The organism is Streptomyces sp. NPDC001914, assembly GCF_042891215.1.
Lineage (GTDB): Bacteria > Actinomycetota > Actinomycetes > Streptomycetales > Streptomycetaceae > Streptomyces.
On sequence record NZ_JBIASW010000007.1, the window covers coordinates 285,789 to 309,334 of the forward strand.

20 protein-coding genes are annotated in these 23,546 nt (G+C 72.1%); 14 read left to right on the top strand and 6 right to left on the bottom strand.

Features of this window, described 5'->3' with window-relative positions; translation table 11 throughout:
• Positions 1-248: 248 nt before the first annotated feature.
• From ACFYYF_RS21700 to ACFYYF_RS21710, 3 genes are all read right to left on the bottom strand, one after another.
• Complete coding sequence (locus ACFYYF_RS21700) at positions 249-947, bottom strand: L,D-transpeptidase (RefSeq protein WP_388778053.1); 699 nt, start codon at positions 945-947, stop codon at positions 249-251.
• A 3-nt stretch (positions 948-950) separates the two neighbouring features.
• Complete coding sequence (locus tag ACFYYF_RS21705; protein ID WP_388778056.1) at positions 951-1,538, bottom strand: pyridoxamine 5'-phosphate oxidase family protein; 588 nt, start codon at positions 1,536-1,538, stop codon at positions 951-953.
• Positions 1,539-1,672: 134 nt separating this feature from the next.
• Positions 1,673-2,515, bottom strand: a complete 843-nt coding sequence (locus tag ACFYYF_RS21710; RefSeq protein ID WP_388778058.1) for a hypothetical protein — start codon at positions 2,513-2,515, stop codon at positions 1,673-1,675.
• Positions 2,516-2,763: 248 nt separating this feature from the next.
• Between ACFYYF_RS21710 and ACFYYF_RS21715 the strand changes: the two genes are divergently transcribed.
• The 5 genes from ACFYYF_RS21715 to ACFYYF_RS21735 all read left to right on the top strand — a co-directional run bounded on the left by ACFYYF_RS21715 (position 2,764) and on the right by ACFYYF_RS21735 (position 8,963).
• Positions 2,764-3,957 (top strand): argininosuccinate synthase, encoded by a 1,194-nt coding sequence (locus ACFYYF_RS21715; protein ID WP_361679316.1) that lies wholly within the window; start codon positions 2,764-2,766, stop codon positions 3,955-3,957.
• Positions 3,958-4,087: 130 nt separating this feature from the next.
• Complete coding sequence (gene argH / locus ACFYYF_RS21720; protein ID WP_365486304.1) at positions 4,088-5,521, top strand: argininosuccinate lyase; 1,434 nt, start codon at positions 4,088-4,090, stop codon at positions 5,519-5,521.
• Between the two features lie 244 nt (positions 5,522-5,765).
• Positions 5,766-6,737, top strand: a complete 972-nt coding sequence (locus ACFYYF_RS21725; protein ID WP_388778062.1) for an aldo/keto reductase — start codon at positions 5,766-5,768, stop codon at positions 6,735-6,737.
• 160 nt (positions 6,738-6,897) lie between these two features.
• On the top strand, positions 6,898-7,449 hold the full coding sequence (locus tag ACFYYF_RS21730) for a TetR/AcrR family transcriptional regulator (RefSeq protein WP_388778065.1): 552 nt from the start codon (positions 6,898-6,900) through the stop codon (positions 7,447-7,449).
• Positions 7,446-8,963, top strand: a complete 1,518-nt coding sequence (locus ACFYYF_RS21735) for an MFS transporter (protein WP_388778067.1) — start codon at positions 7,446-7,448, stop codon at positions 8,961-8,963. The genes ACFYYF_RS21730 and ACFYYF_RS21735 overlap by 4 nt, the downstream gene beginning before the upstream one ends.
• Positions 8,964-9,341: 378 nt before the next feature.
• Here ACFYYF_RS21735 and ACFYYF_RS21740 read toward each other — a convergent pair whose 3' ends face one another.
• Entirely contained in the window at positions 9,342-10,031 is a 690-nt protein-coding gene (locus ACFYYF_RS21740; protein ID WP_361679301.1) for a lysophospholipid acyltransferase family protein, read from the bottom strand.
• Positions 10,032-10,430: 399 nt separating this feature from the next.
• On the opposite strand from ACFYYF_RS21740, the gene ACFYYF_RS21745 reads away from it, so the two are divergent.
• From ACFYYF_RS21745 to ACFYYF_RS21755, 3 genes are all read left to right on the top strand, one after another.
• Positions 10,431-11,591, top strand: a complete 1,161-nt coding sequence (locus ACFYYF_RS21745; RefSeq protein ID WP_388778069.1) for a glycerophosphodiester phosphodiesterase — start codon at positions 10,431-10,433, stop codon at positions 11,589-11,591.
• Between the two features lie 170 nt (positions 11,592-11,761).
• On the top strand, positions 11,762-12,256 hold the full coding sequence (locus ACFYYF_RS21750; RefSeq protein ID WP_388778072.1) for an RNA polymerase sigma factor: 495 nt from the start codon (positions 11,762-11,764) through the stop codon (positions 12,254-12,256).
• Between the two features lie 55 nt (positions 12,257-12,311).
• The gene (locus ACFYYF_RS21755; protein WP_361679293.1) at positions 12,312-12,815 is read left to right on the top strand and encodes a GNAT family N-acetyltransferase; all 504 of its coding nucleotides are present in this window, start codon (positions 12,312-12,314) and stop codon (positions 12,813-12,815) included.
• Between the two features lie 24 nt (positions 12,816-12,839).
• Here ACFYYF_RS21755 and ACFYYF_RS21760 read toward each other — a convergent pair whose 3' ends face one another.
• Together ACFYYF_RS21760 and ACFYYF_RS21765 are read right to left on the bottom strand one after the other, a co-directional pair.
• Positions 12,840-13,286, bottom strand: a complete 447-nt coding sequence (locus ACFYYF_RS21760) for a hypothetical protein (protein ID WP_388778429.1) — start codon at positions 13,284-13,286, stop codon at positions 12,840-12,842.
• Positions 13,287-13,326: 40 nt separating this feature from the next.
• Positions 13,327-13,686, bottom strand: a complete 360-nt coding sequence (locus ACFYYF_RS21765; RefSeq protein WP_361679290.1) for a hypothetical protein — start codon at positions 13,684-13,686, stop codon at positions 13,327-13,329.
• Positions 13,687-14,268: 582 nt separating this feature from the next.
• On the opposite strand from ACFYYF_RS21765, the gene ACFYYF_RS21770 reads away from it, so the two are divergent.
• From ACFYYF_RS21770 to cobT, 6 genes are all read left to right on the top strand, one after another.
• Entirely contained in the window at positions 14,269-15,303 is a 1,035-nt protein-coding gene (locus ACFYYF_RS21770) for a methionine ABC transporter ATP-binding protein (protein ID WP_388778076.1), read from the top strand.
• Complete coding sequence (locus ACFYYF_RS21775) at positions 15,300-16,037, top strand: methionine ABC transporter permease (protein ID WP_388778079.1); 738 nt, start codon at positions 15,300-15,302, stop codon at positions 16,035-16,037. Before ACFYYF_RS21770 ends, ACFYYF_RS21775 begins: the two co-directional genes overlap by 4 nt.
• Positions 16,038-16,135: 98 nt before the next feature.
• On the top strand, positions 16,136-16,969 hold the full coding sequence (locus tag ACFYYF_RS21780; RefSeq protein ID WP_388778082.1) for a MetQ/NlpA family ABC transporter substrate-binding protein: 834 nt from the start codon (positions 16,136-16,138) through the stop codon (positions 16,967-16,969).
• Positions 16,970-17,145: 176 nt separating this feature from the next.
• Entirely contained in the window at positions 17,146-17,784 is a 639-nt protein-coding gene (locus ACFYYF_RS21785) for a GNAT family N-acetyltransferase (RefSeq protein ID WP_361679278.1), read from the top strand.
• 374 nt (positions 17,785-18,158) lie between these two features.
• On the top strand, positions 18,159-19,370 hold the full coding sequence (gene cbiE / locus ACFYYF_RS21790) for a precorrin-6y C5,15-methyltransferase (decarboxylating) subunit CbiE (protein ID WP_361679276.1): 1,212 nt from the start codon (positions 18,159-18,161) through the stop codon (positions 19,368-19,370).
• A gap of 345 nt (positions 19,371-19,715) precedes the next feature.
• The gene (gene cobT / locus ACFYYF_RS21795; protein WP_388778086.1) at positions 19,716-23,399 is read left to right on the top strand and encodes a nicotinate-nucleotide--dimethylbenzimidazole phosphoribosyltransferase; all 3,684 of its coding nucleotides are present in this window, start codon (positions 19,716-19,718) and stop codon (positions 23,397-23,399) included.
• Positions 23,400-23,546: the final 147 nt, after the last annotated feature.

Below are 23,546 nucleotides of genomic sequence, written 5' to 3' on the forward strand. Positions count from 1 at the left end.
CCGGCCCGGTTCCGGTGGCCGGGTCGAGTGGCCTGATCCAGCTCCGGCTCCGGCTCCGGGTTCGGCCGGTGGGGCGGGGCCGTGCCGGTGCATCAGCCCGTCGCTGTCGGTCAAGTGGTGAGCGTTGGTGGCGACGGGCATCGATGTACCGGCACGGCCCCTCGCGCCGCATCCCGGCTGCGGGTGATTCGTGGCTGGGGTTCAGCCCCCTCCCGCCGGATTTCGCCTGCGGGGAGGCGGTGGGTGCCTCAGTACCGGGTGATCCTCGTCGTTCCGGTTGTCGTGCCGATGGCGATGTGGGGGGCTCGTGCGGGGTCTGCCCAGGTGAGGAGGCGCCGCATCGTGTCCTTGGGCACGGAGATGCAGCCGGCCGTCGGGCCCTTGCCGTTGACGTGCAGGAAGATTCCCGCGCCCCGGCCCCGTGCGGGGCGCTCGTAGTTGAAGCCGATGACGAGGGCGTGCGCGTACTGGCCGGTGTAGGTGATCAGGTGCTCGGACTCCTTCGCCCGGCAGTCCGCGGGGCGCGGTTCGGTCCACCGGTTGTACGAGCGGGACGCGTTGTCCTGGCACCACCAGGAGTCCTTGGTCACCCGGCGGTACGGCATCGAGGTCCCTCCCGGTGCCGCCCGGGTTCCGAACGCGTACGGCAGCTCGTACAGACCGGTGGGTGTCGTGTTCGTGCCCTGGAGCCGGGCTCCGCCCTCGACCAGTCCGCGCGCCCCGAACCGTGCCGGCGCCGAACCGGACCGCACCCAGCGCCCGCCCCGCAGGTCCCACCAGGTCAGGGTCCCCGAGGTCGCGCCCGGGCGTGGGGCCTCGGCCGTGATGAGCTGGCTCCCGCCGCCGGTGTCGGCCAGCCGCGCGGGAAGGACGGTGGTGGGCGGTGGCCCGCTCGGGGCCAGGACGAACAGGGACGCGGACGCGAGGGCGGCGACTCCGAGGCGCATGGCTCAGACCGTACTGGGGGGCAGCGGCAGCGGCAGCCCGGGAAGTCCGTCCAGGCTCGTCGCGATGTGCTCCTTCTTGGTGAAGTACGCGCTCAGCGAGGCGTCGTCCTCGCGCGCGAAACGCTTGCCGTGCAGGTCGCGGTCCTCGTCGTAGGACATGAAGGGCACCGCGTATCCGCAGGAGTCGCGGACGAGTTCGGCCGTCACGACGATGATCGCGCGCAGCCCGTGCCGGGTCGGGTCGATGCCGTCGAAGTGGGTGAGGAGTTCCGCGAAGCGGGGGTCGTCGCGGAAGACCGGTTCGCCGCGGCCGTGCACCCGGACGATGTTGGGCGGGCCCTGGAAGGCGCACCACATCAGGGTGATCCGGCCGTTCTCGCGCAGGTGCGCGATCGTCTCCGCGGTGCTGCCTGCGAAGTCCAGATACGCCACGGTCAGTTCGTCGAGAACGGCGAACGACCCGGTGAGCCCTTTGGGGGAGAGGTTGACCGTGCCGTCCCCGGACAGGGGCGCGGTCGCGGTGAAGAAGAGGGGCTGGGCCTCGATGAACGAGCGGAGGCGGCCGTCGATGCGCTGATAAGTCTTTCCCATGTCTAACGATTATCGGGGAAAGTCTTTTGTCTGTCTAAGGGATTGCGGGTTCCGGCGGCGTCGTTCAGGGGCACCGCCGGAACCCTCGGACCGCCCCGGCCCTTGCCGGCGGGGTGGTCGTATCGCGGGTCAGGTCACTTGGTGAGCGTGCAGGCGGCGAGCGTGTCCAGGCCGGTCGGCTTGGCGGCGGTGCGGCCGATGGCCGTCGCGATGCGGTTGACGGTGGCGACCCGCTTGTCCTTCAGGGGACCGAGGATCGCGTTCTGGACGAAGTTGGGGCCGCCCTGTCCGACGGTGTCGACCAGCCGCTTGTTGGCCTCGGCGATCTGGGTGTTCAGCAGGGCGAGGTTCCGGTCTACCTCGGCCTTCGCCGACGCGGGGACGGCGGGCAGCTGCGAGGCCACGTCCGGGCAGGTGATGGTCCCCGCGGCGGTGGCCGCGCCCGCTCCGGAGCCCGCCCCGCCCGCCTGTGCGGTGGCCGGCGCGCTCGGTGCGGTGGCGCCGGTGCCCGCACCGCCGGCGGCCGCGCCGCCCGCGCCGTTGAGGGTGCAGGGCGCGAGCGCGTCCAGACCCTGCGGCTTGGCGGCGGTGCGGCCGATGGCCGTCGCGATGCGGTTGACGGTGGCGACCCGCTTGTCCTTCAGGGGACCGAGGATCGCGTTCTGGACGAAGTTGGGGCCGCCCTGTCCGACGGTGTCGACCAGCCGCTTGTTGGCCTCGGCGATCTGGGTGTTCAGCAGGGCGAGGTTCCGGTCGACCTCGGCCTTCGCCGACGCGGGGACCGCGGGCAGGCTCGGGGCGACCGCCGGGCAGTTGACCGTGTTCGCGGCGGCCTTCGTCGTGGCGTTCTGCGCACCGTTGTGCGTCTCGCCCGCCAGGGCGCTGCCGGCGATGACCGCCGCGGACAGCACCACGGCGGAGGCTCCGCCGATCATCACGACGCGCCGCTTGTTGTACTTCGGGAGAGCCCTGGACATGCGGAATCCTCACTCGGGTCGGGGGTGGACGGCCGCCCGGCGTTCGGCCGGTCGGTCAAGGTCCGTGTACCTGCCGTGCGTGAACGCGGCGCCTGCGTTCAGCGGGAGATACGCGGAAACGATTACGCGTGTTCAACCCTCGGTGAAGATTCCTCGGCCGAGCGTGCCGGGGCGGGTCGCGATTGACGAATCATGCAGAGTGCTGCATACTCATGCATGTCAGCGAATGCACTGTTGAGGAGAATCCCGTGACCGAGCGCGTCGTACTCGCCTACTCAGGCGGTCTGGACACCTCCGTCGCCATCGGCTGGATCGCCGAGGAGACGGGCGCCGAGGTCATCGCCGTCGCGGTCGATGTCGGCCAGGGCGGCGAGGACCTGGACGTCATCCGCAAGCGCGCCCTCGCGTGCGGCGCCGTCGAGGCCGAGGTCGCCGACGCCAAGGACGAGTTCGCCGACGAGTACTGCCTCCCGGCGATCAAGGCCAACGCCCTCTACATGGACCGCTACCCGCTGGTCTCCGCCCTCTCCCGGCCGACGATCGTCAAGCACCTCGTCGCCGCCGCCCAGAAGCACGGCGCCACCACGGTCGCCCACGGCTGCACCGGCAAGGGCAACGACCAGGTGCGGTTCGAGGCCGGCATCGTCGCCCTCGCCCCCGACCTCAAGTGCATCGCCCCGGTCCGCGACTACGCGATGACCCGGGACAAGGCGATCGCCTTCTGCGAGGAGAAGCAGCTCCCGATCGCCACCACCAAGAAGTCCCCGTACTCCATCGACCAGAACGTCTTCGGGCGCGCGGTCGAGACGGGCTTCCTGGAGGACATCTGGAACGCCCCGATCGAGGACATCTACGAGTACACCTCGAACCCGGCCGAGCAGCGTGAGGCCGACGAGGTGATCATCACCTTCAAGCAGGGTGTCCCCGTCGCCATCGACGGCAAGCCCGTCAGCGTCCTGCAGGCCATCCAGCAGCTCAACGAGCGCGCCGGGGCCCAGGGCATCGGCCGGATCGACATGGTCGAGGACCGGCTCGTGGGCATCAAGTCCCGTGAGGTGTACGAGGCTCCGGGCGCGATCGCGCTCATCACCGCGCACCAGGAGCTGGAGAACGTCACGGTCGAGCGCGAACTCGCCCGCTACAAGCGGCAGGTCGAGCAGCGCTGGGGCGAACTGGTCTACGACGGCCAGTGGTTCTCCCCGCTCAAGCGCGCCCTGGACGGCTTCATCGACGAGGCCAGCCAGCACGTCAACGGCGACATCCGGATGACCCTGCACGGCGGCCGCGCGGTCGTCACGGGCCGGCGCTCCGACACCTCGCTCTACGACTTCGACCTCGCCACGTACGACACCGGCGACACCTTCGACCAGGCCGCGGCCAAGGGCTTCATCGACATCTACAGCCTGTCGTCGAAGATCGCCGCCAAGCGGGATCTGGCGTAACCGGTAAGGGACTTGGCGCGGGCCGTGTCGTGTCCGCCGCCCGGTCTCCCGAGCACTAGCCTGGCCACCGCCTCCTCACGCACGCGTGGGGAGGCGGTGGCACATCCACACCTTTCGAGGAGTAACGCAAGTGAGCAGCAACAGCGGTGACGTCCGGCTCTGGGGCGGACGGTTCGCCGACGGTCCCGCCGAGGCCCTGGCCAAGCTGTCCGCGTCGGTCCACTTCGACTGGCGCCTCGCGCCGTACGACATCGCCGGTTCGCGTGCCCACGCGCGCGTGCTGCACAAGGCGGGCCTGCTCACCGAGGACGAGCTCACACGCATGATCGAGGGCCTCGACCTGCTGGAGTCGGACGTCGCCGACGGCTCCTTCACGGGCACGATCGCCGACGAGGACGTCCACACCGCCCTGGAGCGCGGCCTCCTCGAACGCCTCGGCCCCGACCTCGGCGGCAAGCTCCGCGCCGGCCGCTCCCGCAACGACCAGGTGGCCACGCTCTTCCGGATGTACCTGCGCGACCACGCCCGGATCATCGGCGGTCTGATCGCCGACCTCCAGGAGGCGCTGATCGGCCTGGCGGAGGCCCACCCGGACGTGGCGATGCCGGGGCGCACCCACCTCCAGCACGCCCAGCCCGTGCTGTTCGCGCACCACGTCCTCGCCCACGTGCAGTCCCTGTCCCGGGACGCGGAACGGCTGCGCCAGTGGGACGAGCGGACCGCCGTCTCGCCGTACGGCTCCGGCGCCCTGGCCGGTTCCTCCCTCGGTCTGGACCCGGAGGCGGTGGCGAAGGACCTCGGATTCGAGCACGGCAGCGCCGCCAACTCCATCGACGGCACGGCCTCCCGCGACTTCGTGGCGGAGTTCGCCTTCGTCACCGCGATGATCGGCGTGAACCTCTCCCGGATCGCGGAGGAGGTCATCATCTGGAACACGAAGGAGTTCTCCTTCGTCACCCTCCACGACGCCTTCTCCACGGGCTCGTCGATCATGCCGCAGAAGAAGAACCCGGACATCGCCGAGCTGGCGCGCGGCAAGTCGGGCCGCCTGATCGGCAACCTGACCGGGCTGATGGCCACGCTCAAGGCGCTGCCCCTCGCGTACAACCGCGACCTCCAGGAGGACAAGGAGCCGGTCTTCGACTCCTGCGACCAGCTGGAGGTGCTGCTCCCCGCCTTCACCGGCATGATGGCCACGCTGACCGTCCACCGCGAGCGCATGGAGGAGCTGGCCCCGGCCGGTTTCTCGCTCGCCACCGACATCGCCGAGTGGCTGGTCAGGCAGGGTGTGCCGTTCCGTGTCGCGCACGAGGTCGCCGGCGAGTGCGTGAAGGTCGCCGAGGCGGAGGGCAAGGAGCTGGACGAGCTGACCGACGAGCAGTTCGCGAAGATCTCGGCGCACCTGACGCCGGAGGTGCGGACCGTCCTCGACGTCCCCGGAGCCCTCGCCTCCCGCGACGGCCGCGGCGGTACGGCACCGAGCGCCGTCGCCGTCCAGCTCGCCGAGATCAAGACGGACGTCGCCGCGCAGCAGACGTGGGCGGCGGCCAAGCGGAAGAAGTAGCACCCCGCCAGGCGCCGTTCGCCCCGCCGGAGCGGGCGGCGCCGCCGCGGGCGAGCCGCGTGCGAGCTGCGTGTGAGCTTTGGGCGAGCTGCGGGCGAGCTGCGGGTGGACACCGCCCGCAGCCGCGGCGGCCCACCCGGGAAGCGGACACGGACCTCGGGGCCGGGGCGGGTGCCGTACGGCGGAGGGTGTCGCGGGTTACGTTGGCCGGGAGCCGTAAAGGAGCCCACCGAACGGAGCCGCGATGCCCTTCGCACGTCTCGCCTCAGCCACGACTCCCACCGCCCACCTGGGCCTGGGGCTCGCCGCGGTGGGCCGCCCGGGCTACATCAATCTCGGGCGGGAGGAGGACCTGCCGGGCGACCGCAGTGTCGACGCCCTGCGCGAGCGCACCCACGAACTGCTCGAGGCCGCCTACGCCCAGGGCGTGCGCTACTTCGACGTGGCCCGCTCCTACGGCCGCGCGGAGGAGTTCCTGGCCGCCTGGCTGAACAGCCGTCCGGACGTCGACGACGTCGTCGTCGGCAGCAAGTGGGGCTACACGTACACGGCCGACTGGCGCACCGACGCCGAGGCGCACGAGGTCAAGGACCACGGCCTCGCCACGTTCGAGCGGCAGCGCGCCGAGAGCGCCGCCCTGCTCGGCGACCGGCTCGACCTCTACCAGATCCACTCGGTGACCCCGGACAGCCCGGCCCTCACCGACAAGGAACTGCACGCGGCCCTCGCCGAAGCCGCCGCCCAGGGCCTGTCGATCGGCTTCTCCACCAGCGGGCCCGCGCAGGCTGAGGCCATCCGCGCCGCGCTGGCCGTCACCGTCGACGGCGCACCCCTCTTCCGTACCGTCCAGTCCACGTACAACGTCCTGGAGACCTCCGCCGCCCCGGCGCTCGCCGAGGCCCACGACGCCGGGCTCACGGTGATCGTCAAGGAGGGCGTGGCCAACGGCCGGCTCGCCGGGCCGCACGCGCCGGAGGCGCTGCGCGCCGTCGCCGCGGAGAACTCCCTCGGCTGCGACGCGGTCGCCCTCGCGCTGATCCTGCGGCAGCCCTGGGCCGGTGTCGTTCTGTCGGGGGCGGCCACCGCCAACCAGCTCGCCTCGAACCTGCACGCGGCGGTCGTCGACCTCGACGACGACCAGCTCTCCCGGCTCGCCGCCCTGGTGGAGGAACCGCGCGTGTACTGGGAACGGCGCGGACAGCTTCCCTGGCACTGAACGCCTGAGGTTCAGGAGCCGTGACGGAAGCACCTCGGTCGCTCTCCTGGCGTGACGGATGACGCTCTTGGCGCGATAGACCGCTCTTCTGGCGCGACAGATGTGAGACGCGTGCGCCCCGAATGAGACATCACTGTCTCATGTGCGGTACAGTTGTCTCATGGCTGTCGACCGTGATCACGTGCTGCGCAGCGCAGCCGCCCTGCTCACCCGGAAATCCACCGCGACGATGGACGAGGTGGCGAAGGCCGCCGGGATCAGCCGGGCCACGCTGCACCGCCAGTTCGCCGGCCGCGACGCGCTCGTACGCGCGCTGGAGGCGCTCGGCATCGAGGAGTGCGAGGCCGCCCTGGACGCGGCGCGCCTCGACGAGGGCACCGCCCAGGAGGCCGTGCGCCGCTTGGTGCGGGAGCTGGAGCAGGCGGCCGGACTGCTCGCCTTCCTCTACACGGAGAACCAGCTCTTCGAGGGCGACGGACAGCACGAGGGCTGGGCCCGGCTCGACGCCCGGATGGCCGCGCTGTTCCGGCGCGGCCAGGAGAGCGGCGAGTTCCGCATCGACCTCACCCCGGCCTGGCTCACCGAGGCGCTCTACGGACTGATGGCCTCGGCGTCCTGGGCCGTCACCGAGGGCCGGGTCGCGGCCAAGGACTTCCACCACATGATCGTCGAGCTGTTGCTCGGCGGCGCGCTCAGGAGAGAGGAACCATGACCAGCACCCTGCGGCCGGCGACGGTGACGGAGGCGCCGAAGCGCCCGGGCCGCTGGCTCGCGCTCTGCGTCCTCGTCCTCGCCGTGCTGCTGGTGACCGTCGACGCCACCGTCCTCGGTCTCGCGACCCCGTACATCAGTGAAGACCTCGAACCCTCGGGCACCCAGCTCCTGTGGATCGGCGACGTCTATTCCTTCGTCATCGCCGGCCTGCTCGTGTCCATGGGCAGCCTCGGCGACCGCATCGGCCGCAAGCGGCTGCTGCTGACCGGCGCCACGGCGTTCGGTCTGATATCCGTGCTCAACGCCTATGCCACGACACCCGAGATGATGATCCTGGCGCGGGCGCTGCTCGGCGTCGCGGGCGCGACCCTGATGCCGGCCACCCTCGCCCTGATCCGCAACATCTTCCACGACCCGCGCGAGCGCAGCCTCGCCATCGGCATCTGGGGCGCGACGGCCTCCGCGGGCACCGCGGTCGGCCCCGTCGTCGGCGGTTTCCTGCTCGAACACTTCTGGTGGGGCTCGGTCTTCCTCATCAACCTTCCGGTGATGGTGGTCCTCGTGCTCGTCGGCCGCAGACTCCTCCCGGAATCGAAGAGCCCCAACCCCGGTCCCTGGGACCTGATCAGCGTGACGCTCTCGCTCGTCGGCGTGATCGCGCTGGTGTACGCGGTGAAGGAACTCGCCGCGCACGGGGCGTCCGGCGAGGCACTGGCCGCCGGACTGCTGGGCGCGGGCGCCCTCTTCTGGTTCGTGCGCCGCCAACTGACGCTTCCCACACCGCTGCTGGACGTCCGGCTGTTCCGCAACCGGGGATTCTCCGGCGCGGTGCTCGCCGACCTGTTCACCGTGCTCGGCATGTCCGGGCTCGTGTTCTTCCTCTCCCAGTACCTGCAACTGGTGCAGGGCCGGGGTCCGTTCGAGGCGGGGCTCGCCGAAGTCCCGGCCGCCGTCGGCGCGGTGGCGGCGGGTCTGGTCGCGGGACGGGTCGCGCGGCGCTTCTCCGTGCGGACCGTCGTGTCCGGCGGACTCGCCGCGGTGGGTCTCGCGCTCGGCGCGCTCACCGTGCTGGACCGCTCCACCGGCTATCCGCTGCTCGGCGCGGCCCTGCTGGTCGTCGGCGTCGGCGCGGGCTTCTCGTTCACCGTCACCGCCGACGTCATCCTCTCCGCCGTGCCCAAGGAGCAGGCGGGCGCCGCGTCCGCGGTCTCCGAGACGGCGTACGAACTCGGCGCGGCGCTGGGCATCGCCCTGCTCGGCTCCGTCGTGACCGGCGTCTACGCCGGCTTCACCGGCCCGGCGGGCACACCGGCCGCGGCGCACGACTCGCTCGGCGGAGCGGTGGAGGCCGCCGGAAGCCTGCCCGAGCACACCGCCGAGGCGCTGCTCACCGCGGCCCGGGAGTCCTTCGTGGACGGTCTGGCGCTCGCCTCGGGCGCGGGCGCCGCGGTCCTGCTCGCCACCGCGGTGGCGGCCTGGTTCCTGCTCCGCGGCCAGAAGCTGGAGGCGTAACCGCCCGGGAACGGGGGCCTGGCGGGATGCGCCGGGTCCGCCGGAACGGGGACCCCGGCGCCGGACGTGCGGCCGCGCCGGAGCGGGCACCCCGGTCGCGGCGCTGGGGCCGCCGGGGAAGGACCCTGGCCGTGTCGGACCGGCGCCCCCCGGTTGAGGCGCTGAGTCCGCCGGGGTGGGATCCCGGCTGCCGGACGCGTGGCCGTGCCGGAGCGCCGACCCCGGTCGAGGCGCCGGGTCCGCCGGGGCAGGACCCGGTCACCGGGCGCGTGGCCGTGCCGGACCGCCGACCCCGGTGGGAGACACGGTCGCAAAAGGGTGGGCTCCGACCGGAAACCTCCGGTCGGAGCCCACCCTTCTGCCTGGTGTGCGGCGCTGCTAGGCGGCCTTCGCCTTGGTGGCGTACATGTCGACGTACTCCTGGCCGGACAGCCGCATGACCTCGGTCATCACGGAGTCGGTCACAGCGCGCAGCACGTACCGGTCGCGGTCCATGCCCTCGTAGCGCGAGAACTCCATCGCCGGGCCGAAGCGGACCGTGACCTTGCCCGGACGGGGCATGCCCGCGCCGCCCGGCTGGAGCTTGTCCGTGCCGATCATCGCGAACGGGACGACCGGGGCGCCGGTCATCAGGGTGAGCCGGGCGATACCCGTGCGGCCGCGGTACAGCCGGCCGTCGGGGGAGCGGGTGCCCTCGGGGTAGATCCCGAAGATCTTGCCCTCCTCCAGGACGCGGCGGCCGGTCATCAGCGCGGCCACGCCGCCGTTGGCGCCGTCCCGGTCCACCGGGATCATGCCGACGCCGGTGAAGAACCACGCCATGAGCCGGCCCTTGAGGCCCTTGCCCGTGACGTACTCGTCCTTGCCGATGAAGAACACCTGCCGGTCGCAGACCAGCGGAAGGATCATCGAGTCGATGAACGTGAGGTGGTTGCCGGCCAGGATCACCGGCCCCTTGCCGGGGATGTTCTCCACGCCTTCCACCCGTAGGCGGAACATCAGGCGCATGATCGTTCCGAGCACTGCCTTGATGAGCGCGAAGCGGGACAACGGGCCCTCCGGTGTCAAGGGATCGGTATGGAGTCTGTGCAGGTGAGGACCATACTCGCGGTTCCCGGTCGATTGCACATCGGGTTCATCGACCGGATACGCACTGTTGACCTACGTTTACCTGCGATTGCGTGCCTGTGAGCGGCGGACACGGGGGCCGTCCGGTGTGACGGACATCGCGCGCCGGTTCCGGCGAACGGGTGAGCGCCCGGCGAAGGGCCGTGCGCCGGTCTCCGTCCCACGCCTACCCCCGACCGCCCGGCCGATGCCGACGGACCGTCAAGTTCCGCGTCCCGCGGTGGATCCGGTGGATCCGCGGTCATCCACTGTTCCGCCGCGGGCCTCCCTCCCGTCACACGGCGGCACCTACGATCGTCCCGCTTCGACAGGCAGGCACCTACGGCGGGAGGAGCGCTCATGGGAGCGCAGGAGTCGAACGGTCAGGAGCGGGGCACGGCGCGGCGGACGCTGCTCTCGGCCGCGGTGCTCGGGGCGGGCGGAGCGGCCCTCGGCCTGCCCGGCACCGCGAGCGCGGACGAACGCCACGGCGGCGGCTACCGGAGCCTGCCCAGACCGACCGTCATCGGTCACCGCGGCGCCAGCGGCTACCGGCCGGAGCACACCTTCGGCTCGTACCAGCTCGCCCTCGACCTGGGCGCCGACGTCGTCGAGGCCGGCGACCTGGTGCCCACCAGGGACGGGCACCTCGTGTGCCGTCACGAACCGGAGATCGGCGGGACCACGGACGTCGCCGCGCACCCCGAGTTCGCCGGCCGCAAGACCACCAAGACCCTCGACGGCGTCCCCACCACCGGCTGGTTCACCGAGGACTTCACGCTCGCCGAGCTGAAGACCCTGCGCGCCGTCGAGCGCATCCCCGCCAACCGTCCGCACAACACCCTCTACGACGGCCGCTGGGAGATCCCCACCTTCGAAGAGGTGCTGCGCTGGCAGGACGAGCAGACCCGCAAGCGGGGCAAACAGGTCTGGATCTACCCCGAGACCAAGCACCCCACCTACTTCCGGGCCCTCGGCCTCGGCCTGGAGGAGCGGGTCGCGAAGCTGCTGCGCAAGTACGGCAAGGACAGGAAGGACTCGCCGGTCATCCTCCAGTCCTTCGAGCCGAGCAGCATCCAGCGGCTGGACAAGCTCGTCGGCAACCCGCTCGTCGTCCTGCTGTCCGCCGCGAACACCCGCCCCTGGGACTTCGTCGCCGCCGGCGACCCCCGCACGGTCGCCGACCTCGTCACGCCCGCGGGCCTGGAGTGGATCGCCTCGTACGCCCAGGGCATCGGTCCCACCCTCGACCTGGTCATCCCGAAGGACGCGGCCGGCAACCTCACCACCGCGACCACGCTCGTCGCCGACGCGCACCGCGCCGGCCTGATCCTGCACCCGTACACGATGCGCAACGAGAACCCCTTCCTGCCCGCGAACTTCCGCAAGGGCACCGCCGTGGACGCCTACGGGGACCCCTTCGGCGCCTTCAAGGCCTACTTCGAGACGGGCATCGACGGCGTGTTCTCCGACAACGCGGACACCGCGGTGCTGGCCCGCGCGGACTTCCTGATGCGGTGAGTCCACCGCCCCGGCCCGCCCCCGGAACGGGGCGCGGAACGGGACAGGAGCAGGGAACGGGAGCTGGACGGGCGCCCGTCCTTCGTCAACGCAAGGCCCGCTCATCCCGGATGGGGTGAGAAACGGCCGCCCCGGCAACCTCGTGCCGGGGCGGCCACGTCGTGCCGCACATGACCCACGAACTGCTCACCACCCTGCGCCCGCTGCTCACCGCCGAGGCGTCGGCGGAGGCCCATGCCTCCGGCGCCGAGCGGGGCGACCTGGAACAGACGGTCTGGCTGCGGCTGCTGGAACGTCTGGAGACGACGGGACCGCCCGCGGACCCGCAGCGCTGGGTGCGCCGGGCCGTGCGCTCGGAGGCCCGCCGCTGCCGTCGCAGGGCCCGCGTCGAGCAGCCCTACGCCGTCGAGCCCGCCGACGACCGGGGCTTTGGCCCGGAGCAGCGGGCGCTGGCCGCCGCCGGCCGGCGCGAACTGCTCGCGGCGGTGCGCCGGCTGCCCGGCCGCTGCCCGGGTCTGGTGGCCGCCCTGCTGTCCCCGCACGACCTCACGTACCGGGAGATCGCAGGCGAGTTGGGTATCTCACAGGGCAATCTTGGTCCGGAACGCTCCAGATGTCTTGGATGTCTTCGGCGATTGCTGACGCCGGAGGTTGCGGCCCGCTGACGACGGGGATAGGAGTGGGGGACGACCGGAACAGGTGAGCGGGAGGCATGCACACATGGGCATGAGCGTGACCATCTCGGCGGCGACCGAGCAGGATGCGGAATCGATCCTGAAGCTGCAGTACCTCTGCTATCAGAGCGAGGCCGAGCTGTACGGCGACTACGGCATCGAGCCCCTCACGCAGCCGCTCGACTCGCTCCGGGCGGAACTGGCGGGCGGCACCGTACTGGTGGCCCGGCTCGGCGACGAGGTGGTGGCCTCCGTACGCGGCGCCGTCGACGCCGACGGCACGGCCCGCATCAACAAGCTCATCGTGCACCCCCGCATGCAGCGGCACGGACTGGGCGGACGTCTGCTCGACGCCATCGAGGCCCGCCTCGGCACCGAGGGCGCGGCCAAGTCCTTCCAGCTCTTCACCGGCCACCGCAGCGAGCGCAACCTGCGCCTGTACCGCAAGCACGGCTACGCGCCCGTCTCGCAGGAGCGGGTCGGCGAGCGGATGACGCTGGTGACGCTGGCCAAGGGCGCCGACACCGGCGCGTACGCCACCAGCGCCTGACGCGCCCGGCCTCGCCCGCGGCCGTCAGACGGCGTTCGTACGCGCCTTGCGCAGCCAGTACATCGCCGACAGCGGCAGCAGGACCGGGATGAAGAGATAGCCCATGCCGTAGTCGGACCACACCGTGGCGTCGGGGAAGGCGGACGGCTCGGCCAGCGTCCAGGTCCCGACGACCAGCACACCCGCGAGCTCGGCGGCGCAGCACACCAGCGCCGCCCTGCGCGCCTTCTCGCCGCCGCGCACGAGCGAGTACGTGATGAACCCGTAGACGAGACCGGCGACGGCGGACAGTGCGTAGGCGAGCGGCGCCTTGTCGAACTGGGCGGAGATCTGCACGGCCGACCGTGAGACGGCGCCGACCACCATCACCCCGTACAGCCACACCAGCAGGATGCCCGGGCCGCTGATGAGCCGCGCGCGCTTCGGGCCGGCGGCCCCTTCCACCGGCGTCCCGCCCTGTCCGTCCGTCATGTCCTGACTCACCGTCGTGTTCTCCTTCGCGGCCGTCATCTCAGCCTCCCCAGATGTCGTAGAGCCGGACCTCGAGCACGGCGAGGACGATGCCGCCGGCCGCCACCGTGACCGAACCCCAGCGGGAGCGCTCGGCGAGCGACATGAACCCCGCGGCGGGAATGCACGCGAAGGCTCCGATCAGATAGGCCACGAAGATGGTCGTGCCCTGCTCCGGCTTCTCGCCGCGCGCGAGCTGGACGACGCCCGTCACGAGCTGGACCAGCGCGAGCACGCTCACCACGGCCATGCCGATGAAGTGCCAGTCCTTGGTGGGCTGATCGCGGTGGGCGGCCCAGCCGCACCAGGCCGCGAGCGCGAGCGCGGCGACAGCCGTCACGACCGTCAGGGCATCAAACATGCCGTGACCCTATTACGGGCCAAAAGACCTGATGCGCTCGCCCCCGGGCTGCCCTCCGGGCGGGCCGCGCCGCGGGCGTGACCGTCGTGGCGTTGGCCACAGCGTGCCGGGCCGGCGGACCCGGCGCGGACCTCGTGGCCGGGGACCCTGCGCCCTGTGCGCACTGGTGACGGACAAGGGAACCGGGATCTCCGTGCGGGGCTGGGGTGTCTCAGCAGCCGTCCATCGCTGTCCGCTATTCGGACAGGATTGGCGGTCCCCGCCCCCCGGTCTGCTTTACTTCCTTCCATGACCACGACGAGCGACCGCATCCTTGCGACCGAGGCGACCATGACGCCCGGTGCTCGTTGTATGTGTCGAATGTGTGCCTGCTAGAGGGCCCTCGCACCACCGCCTGATCCCGCGCCCCGAAGCGGGACCGCCGCGCCCGGTGTCCGTACCGCGTACGTGACCGGGCTGCCCCGCGCACACGTTCTCCTTCCGGTTCCATCGCCATCGCGAGAACCGTGCCGCGTTCCGACCGCATGCACCCGTGCCCGGCGCACACCCACGCCCCGCACTCGACAGTGACGGAATTTTCCAGTGATCACGACAACGGGCCTCACCAAGGTCTACCGCTCGCGCGGCCGTGAAGTGACCGCCCTCGACGGCGTCGATCTGCACGTCCGCGAAGGCGAGGTGTTCGGCGTCATCGGCCAGTCCGGCGCCGGCAAGTCCTCGCTCATCCGCTGCGTGAACCTCCTGGAGCGTCCCAGCTCCGGAACGGTCACCGTCGACGGCCGGGACCTCACCGCCCTCGCCGGACGCGGCCCGCGCGCCGGGCGGGAACTCCGCCAGGCGCGCACCCGGATCGGCATGGTCTTCCAGCACTTCAACCTGCTGTCCTCGCGGACCGTCCAGGAGAACGTCGAGCTGCCGCTCGAAATCCTCGGCGTGTCAGGGAAGGAACGTTCTTCCAAGGCGCTCGGACTGCTCGACCTCGTCGGCCTCTCCGACAAGGCCAAGGCATACCCCGCGCAGCTCTCCGGCGGTCAGAAGCAGCGCGTCGGCATCGCCCGCGCGCTGACCGGCGACCCGAAGGTGCTGCTCTCCGACGAGGCGACCAGCGCGCTCGACCCGGAGACGACCCGCTCCATCCTGCAGCTCCTGCGCGACCTGAACCGCCGGCTCGGTCTGACCGTCCTGCTCATCACCCACGAGATGGACGTCGTCAAGACCGTCTGCGACTCGGCCGCGCTGATGGACAGGGGCCGCATCGTCGAGTCGGGCACCGTCAGCGAACTCCTCGCGACGCCCGGCTCCGAACTGGCCGCCGCGCTCTTCCCGGTCAGCGGGACCGCCTCCGGCGACGACCGCACGGTCATCGACGTCACCTTCCACGGCGAGTCGGCGACCCAGCCGGTCATCTCGCAGCTCTCGCGCACGTACAACATCGACATCTCGATCCTCGGCGCCGCCATGGACACCGTCGCGGGCAAGCAGGTCGGCCGGATGCGCATCGAACTGCCCGGCCGCTACGAGGAGAACGTCGTGCCGATCGGGTTCCTGCGCGAACAGGGCCTGCAGATCGATGTCCAGGGGCAGCAGCCCGTCCTGGCGAAGGAAGGTGCCAAGTGACCTGGTCCGAGATGCAGCCGCTGCTGTCCGAGGAGTGTTGGAACACGCTCTACATGGTCGGCTGGTCCACGCTCATCGCGATCGTCGGCGGTCTGCCGCTCGGCGTCCTGCTGGTCCTGACGGACCGAGGGGGCCTGCTGCAGAACGTCGTCGCCAACAGGGTCGTCGGGCAGGTCGTGAACATAGCCCGCTCGATGCCGTTCATCATCCTGATGGTCGCGCTGATGACGTTCACCCGGTGGGTCACCGGCACGACCATCGGCCGCGACGCCGCCATCGTGCCGCTCGCCATCGGCGCGATCCCGTTCTTCGCGCGTCTGGTCGAGACGGCCGTACGTGAAGTCGACGGCGGTCTCGTCGAGGCCGTGCAGGCGATGGGCGGCAACACCTGGACCGTCGTCCGCAAGGTCCTCGTCCCCGAGTCGCTGCCGTCGCTGATCTCCTCGGCGACCACCACGGTCGTGGCCCTCATCGGCTACTCCGCGATGGCCGGCACCGTCGGCGCGGGCGGCCTGGGCGACCTCGCCATCCGCTACGGCTACCAGCGCTTCGAGACCCAGCTCATGTGGATCATCGTCGCCATCCTCGCCGTCGTCATCTCGGCCATCCAGTTCGCCGGCGACTACGCGGCCCGCACCCTGGACCGCCGCGGGGGTCACTCGGGACCCGCCCCCAGGCTGCGCCTGCTGAAGGCCGGCCGGCCCGCCGCCACCGACGTCGGCGAGGCCGCCTGAACCACCGGGGACCCGCACGCGGGTCCCCGGCCCCACCCGCAGATTTCCCCGTCCACCCCATGACGGGGTCGCTCCACCCCTCAGGAAAGGCACTTTTCGTGCGTAACACTGCCAAGATCACCACTGCCGTCCTCGCCGCCGGAGCCCTCACCCTGGGCCTCTCCGCCTGCGGCTCCGACAAGGATTCCTCCGCCTCCGACAGCAACGGCGCGCTCGTCGTCGCCGCGAGCCCGGTTCCCCACGCCGAGATCCTGAACTTCATCAAGAAGAACCTGGCGAAGAAGGCTGGCCTCGACCTCGAGGTCAAGGAGTTCCAGGACTACATCGTGCCCAACACGGCCACCGAGGACGGTTCGGTCGACGCCAACTACTTCCAGAACCAGCCGTACCTGGACGACTTCAACAAGAAGCGCGGCACCCACATCGTGCCCGTCGTCACGGTGCACCTGGAGCCGCTCGGCCTCTACTCCCACAAGGTGAAGAGCGCCGACGCCCTGAAGAGCGGCGCGACCGTCGCGGTGCCGAACGACGCCGTGAACGAGGCGCGTGCCCTGAAGCTGCTCGCGGCCAACGGGCTCATCACCCTCAAGGACGGCGCCGGCAGCGAGGCGACCCCGCAGGACATCGCCAAGAACCCCAAGAACCTCAAGTTCAAGGAGGTCGAGGCGGCCCAGACCCCGCGCTCCCTGGACGACGTGGACGCCGCGGTGATCAACGGCAACTACGCCATATCCGCCGGCCTCAAGCCCGCCAAGGACGCCCTCGTCCTGGAGTCGGCGACGAACAACCCGTACGGCAACTTCCTCGCGGTCAAGAAGGGCAACGAGAACGACCCGCGCGTGAAGAAGCTCGCCAAGCTCCTCACCTCGCCCGAGGTCAAGAAGTTCATCGAGGACAAGTACGCGGGTTCCGTCATTCCGTCGTTCAAGTAGACAGGCGCCCGGGCCGATTTGCGGCCCGCGGCCCGACTCGTCACCGCACGGGGTCCACTCCATTACCCGGAGTGGACCCCGTTGTGCCGTTCAGTGGTTTCATGCTGCATGCTGGGCAGTTCAGCGGACCCGACGGCATATCAGGTCCGAAGTCCCCGACGGTTACGGAGCGTCGCATGACGAGCACCTTCCCCGACATCTCCATCAGCACGGAGCGGTTGGTCCTGCGTGCGCTCGACGAGGACGACGTGCCCGCGCTGACGGAGATGATGAACGACGAGATGGTGGCGGCCTGGACGTCGATCCCCCAGCCGTTCACCGAGGACGGCGCCCGCGGCTGGATCGACGACTACGCCCCCACGGAACGCGCCCGGGGCCGTGGACTCGACCTCGCCGTCACCGAGTTCCTCACCCAGCGCCTGGTCGGCGTCATCCAGCTCGGCAAGACCAACTGGCGGGTCAGGTCCACCGAGCTGTCGTACATCATCGCCCCCTGGGCGCGCGGCGAGGGCTACGCGTCCGAGGCCGCGCTCGCCACCGCACGCTGGCTCTTCCGCGACCAGAAGTTCGAGCGCGTGGAACTGCGCACGGCGGCAGGCAACACCGCCTCGCAGCAGGTGGCCCAGAAGATCGGCTGCATCAGCGAGGGCGTGCTGCGCAACGCCTGCATAGCGCGCACCCGGACCGAGGACGGCACCTGGGTCGACCTGCGCACCGACTTCATCGTGTGGAGCCTGCTGCCCGAGGACCTCGACGGCATGGACGGGCACCTCACGGACACGGGCGGCTTCGCCTCCTTCAACGACTGGAACTGAGGCGCCGGCAGGCCCGCGCGACAGCCGCCCCCCGCGAACGGGAGCTCTCGGAACGGGTCGTGCGCGGCCGTACCGGGACAAGTACGGCATGGCGAGTCGTGCGGGGCCATGGCCGGTCGTAAGCGGTCACGGCGGGTCGTATACGGTCGAGTCGAGTCACATGGGTGTACGGAAGTCAGCTCGCCGGACACCGGTCGCGCGGACCCGGTCCCGTGGACCCGGACCGCCGTCCGGACCCCCGTCCCGGCAGGGCGGCACCGCTCCGAGCGCCACGCCGACCGCCGCACGCCCGCCGCGCCGCACCGGGGTACCCTCACCAAGCCCGCCCGGGCTGCACCTGAGACCCGCGAAGACCTGTCTGGAGACTGACGACGATGGCCGACCGGGTCACGGTGATCGGCTGGGACGGCTCGCCGCCGACCGCCGCGGCGCGCTCCGCCCTCGGTGCCGCCACGCTGGTGGCCGGCGCGGCCCACCATCTCGACCTCCCCGAAGTGCCCGAGGGCGCCGAACGCGTCCGGCTGGGCAGCGTCGCGCTGGCCGCCCGGCGCATCGCGGGCCACCGGGGCACCGCCGTCGTCCTCGCCGACGGGGACCCGGGCTTCTTCGGCGTCGTACGCACCCTGCGCGCACCCGAGTTCGGCCTGGAGGTCGAGGTCGTGCCCGCCGTCTCGTCCGTGGCCGCCGCCTTCGCCCGCGCCGGAATGCCCTGGGACGACGCACAAGTAGTCGTCGCACACAGCCGCACCCTGCGACGCGCGGTGAATGTATGCCGAGCCCACACCAAGGTCGCCGTCCTCACGTCTCCCGGCGCCGGACCCGCCGAACTCGGCCTGCTGCTCGAAGGGGTGCACCGCACCTTCGTCATCTGCGAGGAGCTCGGCACCTCCCGGGAACAGGTCACGATCCTCACCTCCGACAAGGCCGCCGACCACACCTGGCGCGACCCGAACGTCGTGATCGTCATCGGCGGCTTCGTGGCCGCGGCCGAGGGCGGCGGCTGGATCGCCGGCCGGGAACCCGCCGGCGGGACGCGCGGCTGGGCACTGCCCGCGCGGGCGTACGGAGGGGCCCTCGGCGAGGGCGAGACGGATCTGCTGCGCGCCGCCCAACTCGCCCGGCTGGGACCGCGCGTCGGCGACCTCGTCTGGGACATCGGCTGCGGCAGCGGCGCCTTCGCGACCGAGGCCGCCCGCACCGGCGCCGCCGTCATCGCGGTGGACCGCAGTCCGGGCTCCTGCGCCCGCACCGAACACTCGGCCCGCCGCTACGGCGTGCAGATGCAGATCGTGCACGGCAGCGCCCCGCACGTCCTGGAGGACCTGCCCGAACCCGACGTCGTGCGGGTCGGGGGCGGGGGAGCGGCCGTCGTCTCCGCGGTCGCCGACCGCCGTCCCCAGCGGATCGTCGCGCACGCCGCGACCCGTGACGCCGCCGAACTCATCGGCCGCGATCTGAGCGAACACGGCTATGACGTCGAGTGCGCTCTCATTCAGTCCGTCGAACTCGATACACGGGCCTGGACGGAGAAGGAGCGGAGCGTCGCGTTCCTGCTCAGCGGCCGTCTGCCGGATCGCGCCCCGTGATCCTGTTGTCGTACTGCGCGCGGTAGGCTGGCCGATCGTTGTACCGCTCCCGGGGGTCGGCCTTTCGTAGGTCAATGTCCGGAAAACCCGCCCGTTTTGAGGCGTGTGTGGTACGGCGGAACCCGGGGGACGCGCAACGTGGCGTAGTCCACAGCGGGCTCTCGCGGATCACGCTGTCGCGAGGGCGGGATGACCGGGACAATGCCTGTTAATGGCTTTGTCGTCTTTGTTGGCCGGTCGTACGTGCCGCTGGGCACGCACGCTCGTTCTTCACTGTGGGGCGGTCGGTGCGCCGTTCCGGGCGAGCTGGACTTTGGAGCACTAACCGATGGGCGAGGGGTACGCATGACCGACACCGGCCAGGTCCCGGGCGAGGGAATGCCGGAGAACGCAGGCATGGTGGAGCAGCCGGGCGTCACCACACCGGGCGCGTACACCTACCTCGACTCCGCCGAGAGCCCCGTCGAGGAGGAGGACCTCCTTCTCCTGCCGGGCGCGCCCGGTGCCCAGGGTGCCTGGGGCAACGAGGTGCCGCCGCCGGCCCCGATGCCCTTCACGGACGAACCCGGCCCGCACGAGACGGACGGGCGCGACACCGGCGCGATCGACCTCGGCGCCGTGCGCGCGCCGAGTCCCGCGCCCGTTCCCCAGCCGGTCCCGCAGCCCGTGACGCCGCGCCGTCCGCTGCACCTCGGCCCGCCCACTCCGGACGGTTCCTCCAGCCCCGTGCGCTCCCTGGCCGACCGCGGACCGGCGGGCGCCCGCCCGAGCGCCATGGCGACCCCGGTCGCTCCGCCGCGCCAGGCGGGCCCGCCGACCGCCGGCCCCGAGTACCTGGACGTGCCCGCGTCCGGCGACGTCCCGCAGAGCGCCGTGTCGTGGACGGCCGCGCCCGGCGGAGAGGCCGTGGCCGCGGAAGCGGCCGGCCCCGAGGCGCTGCCCCAGTCCGCCGTGATCACGGAACCCGTACCGGGTCCCGAGGCGGCGCAGGCCGCCGAGGCCGGGCACGCGCCCGCCGTCGAGCCGGCACCCGTCCCCCACGACCCGGCCCAGGCGCCGGTGCCGGCGGCCGACGGCGTCCCGCTCGACCTCCAGGACCAGCCGCACGGTCCGGCTCCCGAAGCCGTGCCCGCGGCGGACGGCTCGGCCGCGCCGCAGTTCCAGGACGCCCCGGAGGTGCCGGTCGCCCCGGTTGCGCCGGACACCGCCGACCTTTCCGCGCCGGTCGCGGGCCAGGCGCAGCCGCCCGGGCCCGGACCCGAGGACGTGCCCGCGCAGATCGCGGGGGACGCCGGGCACGCCTTGCCCGCACAGCCGCTCGCCCCGGTCGAGGGCCTCGCGCCCGCCGAGGACGCCGCCGCGCAGGTCCCGGCGCAGTCCGACGGCCAGGACACCCCCGGAGTGGACCCGGCCGCAGCCGTCGCCCAGGAGCCCGGGCTCGCGGAGCCCGTCGTCCCGATGCCGGAACCCGCCGCCCCCGTCGCGGACGACGCCGACGAGGTGACCCCGCCCGCCGCCGAGGAGCCCGCCGCCGTCCCGGCCGCCCACGCCTACGAGACCCCGGAGTCCGCCCTGTCGGCGCTCTCCGCGCGCTCGGGGGAAGCCTCGCTCGGCGGTCAGGAGTTCGCCCTCGACGCGGTCCGGGCCCAGCAGTTCACCGACCTGTCCGCCCTCGCCGAGAACGGCGTGGCGCCGTCCGAGGACGTCGCCCTCGCCCAGGACCTCACCGTCCCGGCCGCCGTCGCCGTCGACGCCCCGCAGGCCGTTCCGGTCGGCGTGGCCGCCCGGACCGAGGCCGCGCACCTGGCCGCCGGGGACCCGCACCACCCGTCCGCCGGCGACCGGCAGCCCGAGAGCGCCCCTGACGCGGAGAGCGTCCCCGGGTTCCCCGGCGCGCCCCTCGTACCGCAGGCAGACCAGAGCCTCGGCGCGTTCGTGCCCGTGGACAGCACCGTGCCCATGACCGGGCACCTGGCCCCGACCCCGCCGCACGGCATGACCCTGGCTCCGCTGCCCGAGGAGGAGCAGCCGCCGGTCCAGGAGCCCGCGCAGGCCGCCCCGGCCGTGACACCCCTCCCGGCCGAGGAGACCCCCGCGGCGGAGGCCGGGCCCGTCGCCCAGGCGTCGGTGCCCGCCCCCCGTGAGGCGGAAGCCGCTCCCGAGGCCCTGCCCCTGGCGGAGCCCGTCGCCGCGGAGCCGGAACCCGTGGCCGCGCAGCATGCGGAGGACCTGCACACGCAGGTCGCCGACCAGGAAGAGAGCACGGCCGTGGTGGAAGACGTACGCGAGTCCACCGGTCCGGCGGCCCCCGGCTTCAACGACGCCGAACGCGAGGCCGTCCTGCGCGTGATCCGCGAGCGCCGTGACATCCGCAACGGCTTCCGCAGCGACCCGATCCCGCACGACGTGCTGCTGCGCGTCCTGGAGGCCGCGCACACCGCGCCGTCCGTCGGCCACTCCCAGCCCTGGGACTTCGTCGTCATCCGCTCCGCCGAGACCCGGCGCAGCATGCACGAACTCGCCCAGCGCCAGCGCGAGGCCTACGCCCAGTCGCTTCCCAAGGGCCGTGCCAAGCAGTTCAAGGAACTGAAGATCGAGGCCATCCTCGACACCCCGGTCAACATCCTCGTCACCGCCGACCCGACCCGGGGCGGCCGGCACACCCTCGGCCGGCACACCCAGCCGCAGATGGCGCCGTACTCCTCCGCCCTCGCGGTCGAGAACCTGTGGCTCGCGGCCCGTGCCGAGGGCCTCGGCGTCGGCTGGGTCAGCTTCTTCGACGAGCGTGAGATGGTCCGCGCGCTGGGCCTGCCCGAGCACCTCGAAGCGGTCGCCTACCTCTGTGTCGGTTACGTCGACGAGTTCCCGGACGAGCCCGAGCTGATGCAGGCCGGCTGGTCCAAGCGCCGCCCCCTCTCGTGGGTCGTGCACGAGGAGACGTACGGCCGCCGCGCACTGCCCGGCGAGGAGCCGCACGACCTGCTCGCCGAGACGGTCGGCAACATCCGCCCGCTGGACGCCAAGGCGCTCGGCGAGGCCTGGGAGCGTCAGAAGCGGATGACCAAGCCCGCGGGCGCCCTCGGCATGCTGGAGATCATCTCCGCGCAGCTGTCGGGCCTGTCCCGGATGTGCCCCCCGCCGATCCCGGAGCCCGCGGCCGTCGCGATCTTCGCCGGCGACCACGGCGTCCACGCGCAGGGCGTCACCCCCTGGCCGCAGGAGGTCACCGGCCAGATGGTGGCCAACTTCCTCGGCGGCGGCGCGGTCTGCAACGCGTTCGCCAACCAGGTGGGCGCCGAGGTCTGCGTCGTCGACGTGGGCGTCGCCTCCGACCTGCCCGCCACCCCGGGTCTGCTGCCGCGCAAGGTCCGCGCGGGCACCGCCGACATGACCACGGGTCCCGCCATGACCAGGGAAGAGGCCGTGGCCGCGCTGGAGGTGGGCATCGAGACGGCCCGCGACCTGGTGGCCGCTGGCAACAAGGCACTGCTGACCGGCGAGATGGGCATCGCCAACACGACCGCGTCGGCCGCCCTGATCTCGGTCTTCACCGGTGCCGACCCGGCCGAGGTGACGGGCCGCGGCACCGGCATCAACGACGAGACCCTGGCCCGCAAGACCGAGGTCGTCCGCCGCGCCATCGAGTTCCACCAGCCGGACCCGGCGGACCCGATCGGCGTCCTCGCCGCGATCGGCGGCCTGGAACACGCCGCCATGGTTGGTCTCCTCCTCGGCGGCGCGTCCCTGCGGACACCGGTGATCCTGGACGGCGTCAGCGCGGGCGCCGCCGCGCTGGTCGCCCGCGCCATCGCCCCCGAGGTCCTGGCCGCCTGCATCGCGGGCCACCGCAGCGCCGAGCCCGGTCACGTGGCCGCTCTGAACAAGCTGGGCCTGCGCCCCCTGATCGACCTCGACCTGCGTCTGGGCGAGGGCACCGGCGCCCTGCTGGCCCTGCCCGTCGTGCAGAGCGCGGCGCGGGCGATGCACGAGGTCGCGACGTTCGACTCGGCCGGGGTGACCGAGAAGTAGACCCCCGGCACCCGTGGGGGGGGGGGGGGGGGGGGGGGGGGGGCGCCCCCCCCCCCCCCCGCGGGGGGGAGTGAAACAAGAACACACCCCCAGCCCGCCCCCCCCCCCGCCCCCCCCCCCCCCCCCCCCGCCCCCCCCCCGGGGCCC

Coding starts and splice junctions, on each gene's coding strand:
- ACFYYF_RS21700 (WP_388778053.1), bottom strand. CDS start 947: ATGCGCCTCGGAGTCGCCGCCCTCGCGTCCGCGTCCCTGTTCGTCCTG.
- ACFYYF_RS21705 (WP_388778056.1), bottom strand. CDS start 1,538: ATGGGAAAGACTTATCAGCGCATCGACGGCCGCCTCCGCTCGTTCATC.
- ACFYYF_RS21710 (WP_388778058.1), bottom strand. CDS start 2,515: ATGTCCAGGGCTCTCCCGAAGTACAACAAGCGGCGCGTCGTGATGATC.
- ACFYYF_RS21725 (WP_388778062.1), top strand. CDS start 5,766: ATGCCCTTCGCACGTCTCGCCTCAGCCACGACTCCCACCGCCCACCTG.
- ACFYYF_RS21730 (WP_388778065.1), top strand. CDS start 6,898: ATGGCTGTCGACCGTGATCACGTGCTGCGCAGCGCAGCCGCCCTGCTC.
- ACFYYF_RS21735 (WP_388778067.1), top strand. CDS start 7,446: ATGACCAGCACCCTGCGGCCGGCGACGGTGACGGAGGCGCCGAAGCGC.
- ACFYYF_RS21745 (WP_388778069.1), top strand. CDS start 10,431: ATGGGAGCGCAGGAGTCGAACGGTCAGGAGCGGGGCACGGCGCGGCGG.
- ACFYYF_RS21750 (WP_388778072.1), top strand. CDS start 11,762: ATGACCCACGAACTGCTCACCACCCTGCGCCCGCTGCTCACCGCCGAG.
- ACFYYF_RS21755 (WP_361679293.1), top strand. CDS start 12,312: ATGGGCATGAGCGTGACCATCTCGGCGGCGACCGAGCAGGATGCGGAA.
- ACFYYF_RS21760 (WP_388778429.1), bottom strand. CDS start 13,286: ATGACGGACGGACAGGGCGGGACGCCGGTGGAAGGGGCCGCCGGCCCG.
- ACFYYF_RS21765 (WP_361679290.1), bottom strand. CDS start 13,686: ATGTTTGATGCCCTGACGGTCGTGACGGCTGTCGCCGCGCTCGCGCTC.
- ACFYYF_RS21785 (WP_361679278.1), top strand. CDS start 17,146: ATGACGAGCACCTTCCCCGACATCTCCATCAGCACGGAGCGGTTGGTC.
- cbiE (WP_361679276.1), top strand. CDS start 18,159: ATGGCCGACCGGGTCACGGTGATCGGCTGGGACGGCTCGCCGCCGACC.
- cobT (WP_388778086.1), top strand. CDS start 19,716: ATGACCGACACCGGCCAGGTCCCGGGCGAGGGAATGCCGGAGAACGCA.